This window comes from Pseudomonas serbica, from assembly GCF_028823535.1.
GTDB lineage: Bacteria > Pseudomonadota > Gammaproteobacteria > Pseudomonadales > Pseudomonadaceae > Aquipseudomonas > Aquipseudomonas serbica.
Map to the genome: position 1 here is coordinate 252425 of NZ_JAQIYM010000007.1, position 10823 is coordinate 263247.

Annotated in this window: 7 protein-coding genes; 5 read left to right on the forward strand and 2 right to left on the reverse strand. The window is 61.4% G+C overall.

What is annotated here, in order from left to right:
• Positions 1-32: 32 nt before the first annotated feature.
• The gene (locus tag NQL71_RS13655; RefSeq protein ID WP_077183047.1) at positions 33-1121 is read left to right on the forward strand and encodes a polyamine ABC transporter substrate-binding protein; all 1089 of its coding nucleotides are present in this window, start codon (positions 33-35) and stop codon (positions 1119-1121) included.
• Between the two features lie 131 nt (positions 1122-1252).
• Here the strand turns inward: NQL71_RS13655 and NQL71_RS13660 are convergent, their stop codons facing one another.
• Entirely contained in the window at positions 1253-1771 is a 519-nt protein-coding gene (locus NQL71_RS13660) for a carboxymuconolactone decarboxylase family protein (RefSeq protein ID WP_077183048.1), read from the reverse strand.
• 132 nt (positions 1772-1903) lie between these two features.
• Between NQL71_RS13660 and NQL71_RS13665 the strand changes: the two genes are divergently transcribed.
• From NQL71_RS13665 to NQL71_RS13680, 4 genes are all read left to right on the forward strand, one after another.
• A complete protein-coding gene (locus tag NQL71_RS13665; protein ID WP_274642800.1) occupies positions 1904-2716 on the forward strand; it encodes an AraC family transcriptional regulator in 813 nt (270 codons plus the stop codon).
• Between the two features lie 132 nt (positions 2717-2848).
• On the forward strand, positions 2849-5659 hold the full coding sequence (locus NQL71_RS13670; protein ID WP_274642841.1) for an amino acid adenylation domain-containing protein: 2811 nt from the start codon (positions 2849-2851) through the stop codon (positions 5657-5659).
• 96 nt (positions 5660-5755) lie between these two features.
• Positions 5756-6136: a RidA family protein gene (locus NQL71_RS13675; RefSeq protein ID WP_046816407.1), complete on the forward strand. Its 381-nt coding sequence runs from the start codon at positions 5756-5758 to the stop codon at positions 6134-6136.
• Between the two features lie 235 nt (positions 6137-6371).
• The gene (locus tag NQL71_RS13680; protein WP_077183051.1) at positions 6372-8369 is read left to right on the forward strand and encodes a peptidase U32 family protein; all 1998 of its coding nucleotides are present in this window, start codon (positions 6372-6374) and stop codon (positions 8367-8369) included.
• Between the two features lie 59 nt (positions 8370-8428).
• Here NQL71_RS13680 and katG read toward each other — a convergent pair whose 3' ends face one another.
• On the reverse strand, positions 8429-10681 hold the full coding sequence (gene katG, locus NQL71_RS13685; protein ID WP_248687114.1) for a catalase/peroxidase HPI: 2253 nt from the start codon (positions 10679-10681) through the stop codon (positions 8429-8431).
• Between the last annotated feature and the right edge of the window lie 142 nt (positions 10682-10823).

The following is a 10823-nucleotide window of genomic DNA, read 5'->3' on the forward strand; positions in this document are numbered from 1 at the left end:
ACAAAAGCACTTCAACACGAAGGTGATCGAACATGCGCGTCAATACTGTTTCCCTGGTGGCACTGCTCTCTACGTTCAGCGTCGCCGCCTACGCCGATGAAACCGTGAACATTTCCAACTGGAACGGCTACATCGCCGACGACACCCTGGCCACGTTCAGCAAAGAAACCGGGATCAAGGCCACCTACGACATCCATGACAGCAACGAAGTGCTGGAATCGAAGTTGATGACCGGCAACACCGGGTATGACGTGGTCAGCCCGTCGAACCATTTCCTCTCGCGCCTGATCAAGGCCGGGGCCATCCAGAAACTCGACAGGAGCCAGCTGCCGGGCTGGAGCAACCTTGACCCGGTGCTGATGAAAAAGCTCGAGGTCAACGATCCCGGCAACCAGTACGGTTATCCCTACATGTGGGGCACCGCGGGCATTGGTTACAACGTCGAGAAGATCAAGGCGATCTTCGGCAACATCGACGTCACCCGGTCCTGGAGCCTGTTTTTCGATGAGGCCAATATCAGGAAACTCAGCGAATGTGGCGTGGCGATCATCGACAACCCGACGCAAGTGCTGCCGATCACCCTCAACTACCTGGGGTTGCCGCCCCACAGCCACGAGCCTGCCGACTACAAGAAAGCCGAACAGGCGCTGCTGAAGATCCGGCCTTACGTCCAGTATTTCCACGCCTCCAAGTACATCAGCGACCTGGCCAACGGCAACGTCTGCGCGGTGATCGGCTTCAACGGCGACATCGTGCAGGCGGCCGCCAGTGCCAGGGAGGCGAACAACGGCATCGACATTGCCTATTCGATTCCGGATGAAGGCTCTACCCTGTGGTTCGACATGGTGGTCATGCCCAAGAGCGCGCCGCACCAGAAGAACGGCTACACCTACATGAACTACCTGCTGCAACCGCAGGTCATCGCCAACATCAGCAACAGCATCCACTACGCCAACCCCAACAGCGCCGCGGACGCCGAGGTGGTGCCGGCGGTGAAGCAGGACCTGGCGATCTACCCGCCCAAGTCGGTGATGGACAAGCTGTTCACGGTAGAAGACCTGCCAGCCTCCATCGCCCGCTTGACCACGCGGCTGTGGACCAAGTTGAAGACCAATACCTGATCGCTGGCAAGCCAGCTCCTACAGGATTTGCGGGGGCATGTTGAATGGGGGCATTACGCGCATCTGTAGGAGCCGGCTTGCTGGCGATGCGATGGTGGTCGTTACGCCGCCATCGCTGGCCGCAGGGTGATTCAGGCGTCGATGGCCGGAAAATCGATGTCGGTCAGGGCGACGTTGTTCAGGTAGTTGGTCAGCGTTTGCGAGGCCACGTGGGCGATCACTTCGATGATCTTCGCGTCATCGATTCCGGCGGCGCGGGCCGCGGCGATTTGCTCGCTGTCCAGGTGACCACGGCTTTCGCTGATTTGCCGGGCGAGCAACGCATAGGCATCGAGCCGGCCTTCGCGGGCGCTGAGGATTTGCTGGCTGGAAAGCCCGGCCTTGCCGGCGAACAACGTGTGCGCCGCCAGGCAGTAGTCGCAGCCGTTGACCTGGGAGGTGGCGAGGAAAATCGCTTCCTTCTGCGCAGCGCTCAAAGATGTCTTGGCCAATGCCGCCGAGTTCTGCAGATACGAGGCCAGTACGGCGGGGGCGTGAGCCAGGACGCGGAACACATTGGGCAGGAAACCGATTTTCTTCTGCACGCCGTCGAGCAAGGGGCGGGTGGTCTCGGTGGCGTGTTCCAGGCTGACAGGGATAATGCGTGACATGGTGATTCTCCGTAATGGATGCGCGAAGGGCGCTGGGTACGGAGTGAATGCTAGAGAGTCGGGTTGGCCTATTGGATGCAAATCGTCGAGGATATGCGACAGATCGTCCAGAACTGCTGCCGGAGGCCCTTCATGGATCGCTTGTCCACATTGCTAGCGCATTTCGGCGTCAATGCCGGGACCTTTCACAGCGGTACCTTTTGCGGCACCACGGCGTTCGATGGCAGCCAGGCCTGCGGGCATCTGCATCTGCTCCAGGCGGGCGAAATCTCCCTCAGGCTCGCGGATGACCGTGAACTGCATCTTACGGAACCGACCCTGATTTTTTTTCCCCGGCCCTATCGTCATCGGCTGTTTGCCTCGCAGGAAAACGATACGCAGCTGGTGTGCGCGTCCCTGGACTTCGATGGCGGTGCGGGCAATGCCCTGGCCACGGCGCTACCGGATTATCTGGTGCTCAAACTGGAGGACATCCCGGCCTTGGCCGGCACTCTGCAATGGTTGTTCAACGAAGCCTTCGACGGAACCTGCGGCCGTGAGGCAGTGATGGATCGGCTGTTCGAGCTGGTGGTGATCCTGTTGTTGCGCCACCTCCTGAGCAGTCGAAATCAGCAGCCAGGGATGATGGCAGGCCTGGCCGATACGCGCCTGGCGCGCCCCTTGAACCTCATGCACGAGTCACCCGGCAAGGCCTGGAGCGTGGCCGAACTGGCGGTGGCGGCCAACATGTCCCGGGCCAGTTTCGCCGAGCACTTCAAGCGGGTGGTCGGGCAGGCCCCGGCGGATTATCTGCTCAGCTGGCGCATCAGCCTGGCGCAGAAACGCCTGCGTGAAGGCAAGCCCATTGCCTTGATCGCCGAAGAGGTCGGTTATGAAAGCCCTTCGGCACTGGCCCGGGCGTTTCGGCGCAAGACCGGGGTCAGTCCGAGGCAATGGCGAGGCTGACGGGGCCTGCGCATGTTGACCGGCGCACTGGCGGGCCATGGCAGCTGTGCTAGCTTCTTGGGGGGGAATCTCCGGATTGCGAGCCTCCCGTCGTGTCTACCTCGTACAGGCCCTGGGGAGTTGATCAATAATATGCAGGATGCGCGCCCGAACCCGACGCTGGATCTGGAGTATTGCGTCGAACGTCCGATATTCATGGATTTCCTGCAGCACGCTGGACGCACACCTGATGCCGTGGCGGTGGTTTCTCATGACGCCACATGCAGCTACGGCGAACTTGAAGCGATCAGCCAGCGCCTTGCGTCCTTTTTGCTTGGACAGGGCGCGAAGGCTTCCGACCGGGTCGTGATCGTTTCCGGTCGCTGCGCTGGCCTGGTCTACGCCATGCTCGGTGCCTCGCGCGCCGGCTTGACCTTCACCGTGGCCGATATGGCTTATCCACGTTCGCGCATCGAGCAGATCATCAAGGTGCTCGAGCCGAGCTTTGTCCTGGTCTGTGGCGAGGCCGCCTTCGAGGTCGATCCCCTGCGTTCGTCCGCGGTCCGCGTGGTCAACATCCCGGAAATGCCCGGCGACGCGCTGAAGGCCTTCGCCGTCGAGCCAAGGGGCTTGCCCGACGTCAACCCCGCACACCCGGCGTATATCACCTTCACATCGGGCAGTACCGGCGAGCCGAAGGGGATTGTCACCCATCACTCGCCCTTGGTTCATTTCATCGAATGGCATAGCCAGCGTCATTCGTTGACCAGGGAGAGTTGCTTTTCCCTGCTGTCGGGACTGGGCCACGATCCGGTCTACAGGGACGTGTTCACGCCGCTGTCGATTGGTGCAAAGGTCGTTATCCCGGCCCAGTCGACCGTTGTCGATCCAGCGGCATTGGCCAAATGGATACACCAGCACGGGATCTCGGTCATTCACCTCACGCCGCCCCTGGGCAAACTCATTGAGACCGGGGCGAAAATCAGTGGCTTGCAGTTCGGTGAGCTGCGCTACCTGTTTTGGGGTGGCGATGCCTTGAGCAACACCCTGTACCAGCAAATCTGCCTGATCGCCCCCAATGCCATCAGCGTCAACTTCTACGGCACCACCGAAACGCCGCAGGCGATGGCCTTTCATCAGGTCGATCCGGCGCTCGACAACTCAAGGATCCCGCTGGGTAAAGGCATCGAGGGCGCGCAACTGTTGCTGGTCAATGAGGCCAACCAGTTGGTTGGAGAAGGCGAAACCGGAGAAATCCTGATACGCAGCCCGTATCTGTCCCTGGGGTACTACGGTGACGCGGCACTGACCACAGAAAAGTTCGTGGTCAATCCGTTTACCCGGGCCGAAGGTGATATCTGCTACCGAACTGGCGACCTGGGCACTTATCTGGCCGATGGCAGTGTCATGTTCCGGGGGCGCGGTGACAGCCAGGTCAAGATCCGTGGTCATCGCATCGAGCTTGCTGAAATCGAAGGCTCGATCACCAGGCACCCCCGGATCAAGCAGTGTGTGGTGTTGGCCGATAGCGACCGATCGAACGTGAAACTGGTGGCCTGTTGTGTTTCCACCCAGCCTGTTTCATCGGTTGAACTGCGTGAGCATGTGGGGCAGCAGCTACCTGACTACATGGTGCCGGCGTTGTTCGTGTTCGTGGATTCCATTGCACTGACGCCTAACGGCAAGATCGACAAGCGGGCGTTGCAGGCGCTGGTCGATAACCAGGCGGCGCCCGTCAATTCCAGCCAGGACCTGTCTCCGCTGGCGCTCAAGTTGACCCAGGCATGGGCGCAAATTCTTGAAGTGCCGCGCATCGATCCGCAATTGACCTTCGTCGAACTGGGCGGGGATTCACTCTCGTTCGTCCAGGCTTCAATGGTGCTGGAGGAACTGATCGGTCATCTGCCCGACCAATGGGAAATGATTCCGGTCGTTGAATTGTGTGAACTGGCCAGCGACACCAAGGCCTCGAGGTTCTCGATACGGGCAATGGAAGTGCCGGTGTTCATGCGCGTGGTTTCCATCGTATTGATCGTCATTGGCCATTTTCATCTGTTTTCACACTGGCCGGTTTTCGGCGAAACCATGACCCTGTTCCTGATTTCCGGGGTCAGCCTGGCACGGTTTCAATTCAAGGCCATCAACGAGTACGGGAGCGTGCGCACGCTGGTGAAGTCCGTTGCCAGCATCGCGGTGCCGACGATCCTGTACACGGCGTTGGTGCAAATGCTGTTCGACAAAGTGCATTGGCAATCGCTGCTGCTGATTTCCAACTGGTTTACAGCCGATACAGTCGGCAACTTCGCCTATTGGTACATAGAACTGCTGGTGCAGATGCTGGTGATCATCGGCTTCGTGCTGTCGTTCGAGCGCGTCAGGAACATCATCAGTGCAGACCCGTTTCGTTGTTTTGTCATCGCATCGTGCGTGTTGGCGGTGGCCGATGTGCTGATCAGTGCCTTGGTGTTCGATGCGAGCGCGCTGCTCAATCGCGTGCCCCAGCATTACCTGGCGATCATGGTGCTCGGCATGGCCATTCACAGCGCTGGTACAACCCGCCAGAAGTTGATCGTCAGCGTCGTGACCGTGCTGGTAGTGGGTTGGCAGGACATGATGGCAATGCTGGGGTATGGACCGTTCGCCGCGGAGATCTGGAGCCATGTCGATATCGCCGTGCCTGCCGCGCTCCTGGTGATCTGGGTGCGGTCCATTCCCGTGCCAGGGATCATGGCCCGTGGCATGGCATTGATTGCGTCCTCGACGCTGTATATCTACTTGACGCATTTCCAGTTTCAGTCGGTGGCCCGGCGCCTTGGCGACTATCCGGTACTCTCGGTGGTCCTCGCCATCGTCGGCGGCGTTGCGGTGGGTTATGCCTGGAACAAGGTCGTGCGCTGGGTGTTGATGCGCGGTAACGGCGAGGGCAAGAAGCGTCGAGCGGATAAAGTCGAGCGGGTGGCGTGAGGGTTCCGTAAACTGGCTGGGCAACCGGCGTTGCGCCATGAATGCCCCGGCTGACATGCGCGAGCGCCGCCTTACCCACTCAAGCAAGAGACCCCCATGGCAAACCAAGACCTGACCTTCGTTCCCGATCCCGATGCGGACTCCATTTCCTCCGACGTCGCCGGTTTCGGCGGCATGCTGGTCTCCACCCAGATTCCGACCCGTGCCGATGGCAGCCTTGAACTGGGCGATATCACCCTGCAAAGCGAATGCACCCTGCAGGCGTTGAAAGTGGCGCTGGAGCGCGCCGGCAGTTCCATGGACCGGGTGCTGCACCTGACCATCTACCTCACCGACATGGCCGACCGCGCCGCGTTCAACGAGGTCTACAAGCGCTTCTTCGCCAAGCCGTGGCCAGTACGCGCCGCAGTGGGTGTAGCGTCTCTGGCGGTGGAAGGGATGCGGGTGGAAGTCACCGCAATGGCCGCCAAAGCCTAACTGTAATCCCACACGCGAACCTGTAGGAGCTGGCTTGCCAGCGAAGAGGCCCCGAAATAGCAGCGTGATATTTAAGGCCGCCTTCGCTGGCAAGCCAGCTCCTACAAGGGGTTTGTGGTACGCGCAGCTGCATCTTCGCGCCCGGAACCCGCCACCTGGCAGTACACGGGTGCCGCCTGGGCATTTCACCGCTACAATGCGCGCCTCGACCGTGACAGCCTGACTAAAAAATATTATGTCCCTGCCCAAACATCACCTGGAATTGCTCAGCCCCGCCCGTGACGTGGCGATTGCCCGCGAGGCCATCCTGCATGGCGCCGATGCCGTCTACCTTGGCGGCCCAAGCTTCGGCGCCCGGCATAACGCCTGCAACGAGGTGAGCGATATCGCCGCACTGGTGGAGTTCGCCCATCGCTACCACGCCCGGGTGTTCACCACGATCAATACGATCCTGCACGACAATGAGCTGGAGCCGGCACGCAAGCTGATCCATGAGTTGTACGACGCCGGCGTCGATGCGCTGATCGTCCAGGACCTGGGCGTGATGGAACTGGACATCCCGCCGATCGAGCTGCACGCCAGCACCCAGACCGACATCCGCACCCTGGAGCGGGCGAAGTTCCTCGACCAGGCCGGTTTTTCGCAACTGGTACTGGCTCGTGAGCTGAACCTGCAGGAAATCCGCGCCATTGCCGACGAAACCGAGGCAGCGATCGAGTTCTTCATCCACGGCGCGTTGTGCGTGGCGTTTTCCGGCCAGTGCAATATTTCCCACGCGCAGACCGGCCGCAGCGCCAACCGCGGTGACTGCTCCCAGGCCTGCCGCCTGCCGTACACCCTCAAGGACGAAAAGGGTGGGGTGATCGCCTACGAGAAGCACCTGCTGTCCATGAAGGACAACAACCAGAGCGCCAACATCCGCGCCCTGGTGGAAGCCGGCGTGCGCTCGTTCAAGATCGAAGGGCGCTACAAGGACATGGGCTACGTGAAGAACATCACCGCCTACTACCGCCAGCGCCTGGACGCTGTGCTCGAAGATCGTCCGGACCTTGCCCGCGCGTCCAGCGGCCGCACCGCGCATTTCTTCCTGCCCGACCCGGACAAGACCTTCCACCGTGGCAGCACCGACTACTTCGTCAGCGAGCGCAAGATCGACATCGGCGCCTTCGACTCGCCGACCTTCACCGGCCTGCCGGTGGGCGTGGTGGAAAAAGTCGGCAAGCGCGACCTGCTGGTGGTCACCCACGAGCCGCTGTCCAACGGTGACGGCCTCAACGTGCTGGTCAAGCGTGAAGTGGTGGGCTGGCGCACCAACATTGCCGAGCCTAAAGGCGAATTCGAAGAGGACGGCGAGAAACGCTATCGCTACCGGGTCGAACCGAACGAGATGCCCAAGGGCTTGCACCAGTTGCGCCCGAATCACCCGTTGAGCCGCAACCTGGATCACAACTGGGCCCAGGCGCTGCAAAAGACCTCCGCCGAGCGCCGGATCGGTCTTTCCTGGCTGGCGCGCCTGCGTGAAGAGCGCCTGGAACTGACCGCCACCAGCGAAGAGGGCATCAGCGCCAGCGTCGCCCTGGAGGGGCCATTCGGCGTGGCCAACAAGCCGGAGCAGGCCCTGGACCAACTGCACGATCTGCTGGGCCAACTGGGCACCACCGAGTACCACGCCACCAACGTCAAGCTGGACGCTCCGCAGGCGTTCTTCATCCCCAACTCGCAGCTCAAGGCCTTGCGCCGCGAAGTGATCGAAGCGCTGACCGTGGCACGCATTGCGGCCCACCCACGGGGCGGCCGCAAAGCCGAAACCACGCCGCCACCGGTGTACCCGGAGTCGCACCTGTCGTTCCTGGCCAACGTCTATAACCAGAAGGCCCGCGACTTCTATCACCGTCACGGGGTGAAGCTGATCGACGCGGCCTATGAGGCCCATGAAGAGACGGGCGAAGTACCGGTGATGATCACCAAGCACTGCCTGCGGTTCTCCTTCAACCTGTGTCCCAAGCAGGCCAAGGGCGTGACGGGCGTGCGCACCAAGGTCGCGCCGATGCAGTTGATCCATGGCGACGAAGTGCTGACGTTGAAATTCGACTGCAAGCCTTGCGAGATGCACGTGATCGGTAAGATGAAGGGGCACATCCTCGATCTGCCGCAACCGGGCAGCGTGCAGCAGGTCGTCGGGCACATCAGCCCCGAAGACCTGCTCAAGACCATCCATCGCGCACCCCACTGAGTGATCGGCGAGCGCGCAGTCATGGCTGCGCGCTCGCCCATTCACGCCGGGCGGTCAGCTCACCTCAGGTCGAAGCGGTCAAGGTTCATCACCTTGGTCCAGGCCGCCACGAAGTCCTTGATGAACTTTTCCTCGCCATTGCTGGCATAGAACTCCGACAACGCGCGCAGTTGCGAGTTGGAGCCGAAGACCAGGTCGACGCGAGTGCCCGTCCACTTTTTCTGGCCGGTCTTGCGATCGCTCGCTTCAAACGCTTCCTGGGCGTCCGACACCGGTTTCCACTCCACGCCCATGTCCAGCAGGTTGGTGAAGAAATCTGTGGTCAGTGCTTCAGGCCGCGTGGTGAAGACCCCGTGGGAAGTTTGGCCGACGTTGGTCTTGAGCACGCGCAGGCCGCCAATCAGCACGGTCATTTCCGGTGCGGTCAGGGTCAGCAACTGCGCCTTGTCGATCAACAGCGACTCCGCCGATACGCTGTATTTACCCTTGAGGTAATTGCGGAAGCCATCGGCGATCGGTTCGAGAAAACCGAAAGACTCGACATCGGTCTGTTCCTGGGAAGCGTCCATGCGCCCCGGGGTGAACGGCACCGTGATCGTGTGCCCGGCATTTTTCGCGGCCTGTTCAACGCCTGCACAGCCGGCGAGGACGATCAGGTCGGCCAGGGAGATTTTCTTGCCGCCGGCGTTGAATTCCTGCTGGATACCCTCGAGTTTTGCCAGCACGCTCGCCAGTTGGTCGGGCTGGTTGGCCTGCCAGAATTTCTGTGGGGCCAGGCGCAAACGCCCGCCGTTGGCGCCGCCGCGCTTATCCGAACCGCGGAAGGTGGACGCCGCCGCCCACGCTGTCGAAACCAGTTGCGAGACCGACAGGCCCGAAGCCAGCAGCTTGCTTTTCAGCGCTGCGACGTCACTGTCGTTGACCAGTGGGTGATCGACTGCGGGTATCGGGTCTTGCCACAGCAGTTCTTCATTGGGCATTTCCGGGCCGAGGTAGCGCGACAGCGGCCCCATGTCGCGGTGGATCAGCTTGTACCAGGCGCGGGCGAACGCGTCGGCCAATTGGTCGGGATTCTCCAGGAAGCGCCGGGAAATCGGTTCGTAGATCGGGTCGAAGCGCAGCGCCAGGTCCGTGGTCAGCATGGTTGGATTGCGCCGTTTGGAGGGGTCGTGCGCGTCCGGAATGATCCCGGCACCGGCACCGTTTTTCGGGGTCCACTGGTGGGCACCCGCCGGGCTCTTGGTCAGTTCCCATTCGAAGCCGAACACGTTCTCCAGGAAATTGTTGCTCCACTTCGTGGGTGTGGTGGTCCAGGTCACTTCCAGGCCGCTGGTGATGGTGTCCGGGCCTTTGCCGCTGCCGAACTTGTTCCTCCAGCCCAGGCCCTGTTCTTCAAGGCCGGCCGCTTCGGGCTCGGGACCGACGTTGTCGGCAGGGCCGGCGCCATGGGTCTTGCCGAACGCGTGGCCGCCGGCAATCAGTGCCACGGTTTCTTCGTCGTTCATGGCCATGCGGCCGAAGGTCTCGCGGATGTCCTTGCCGGCGGCCACCGGGTCCGGGTTACCTTCCGGGCCTTCCGGGTTCACATAGATCAGGCCCATTTGCACGGCCGCCAGAGGGTTTTCCAGATTGCGGCCTTGCTCCGTACGACTCTCCTCGTTTTTCCCCGGTTCGGCAACGAGCGGGCCGTCGCCGGGCTCCTGCACGGGTTTTTGCGCCTTGTCGTAGCGAACGTCACCGCCCAGCCATTTGTTTTCCGAGCCCCAGTACACATCTTCGTCCGGTTCCCAGACGTCAGGTCGGCCGCCGGAAAAACCGAAAGTCTTGAAGCCCATGGATTCCAGTGCGACGTTACCGGTCAGGACGATCAGGTCGGCCCAGGAAATGCTGTTGCCATACTTTTGCTTGATCGGCCACAGCAGGCGACGGGCCTTGTCCAGGCTGACGTTGTCCGGCCAACTGTTGAGCGGAGCGAAGCGCTGCTGGCCAGAGCCGGCGCCGCCTCGGCCATCGCCGGTCCGGTAGGTGCCGGCGGAGTGCCAGGCCATGCGGACGAACAGCGGGCCGTAGTGACCGAAGTCCGCCGGCCACCAGTCTTGCGAGTCGGTCATCAGGGCGGTGAGGTCACGCTTGAGCGCGGCGAAATCCAGGCTCTTGAACGCCTGGGCGTAGTTGAAGCCCTCGTCCGCGGGGGTAGACAGGGGCGAGTGCTGGTGCAGGATCTTCAGATTCAGCTGGTTCGGCCACCAATCGCGGTTCGTGGTGCCACCACCAGCGGCGTGATTGAACGGGCATTTCGTTTCAGTTCCCATCTGTGAGCTACCTTTGGTCGTGTTCATTCAGCCATCGTCCCGGTCAAGGTTCGATAGCGTTGAGTGAAATCAATGACTCAGGCTGTTGGCCCAGCAAGTCGATCAACTGATCATCGTGGCCAAACGGGCATCAGCGGCACTG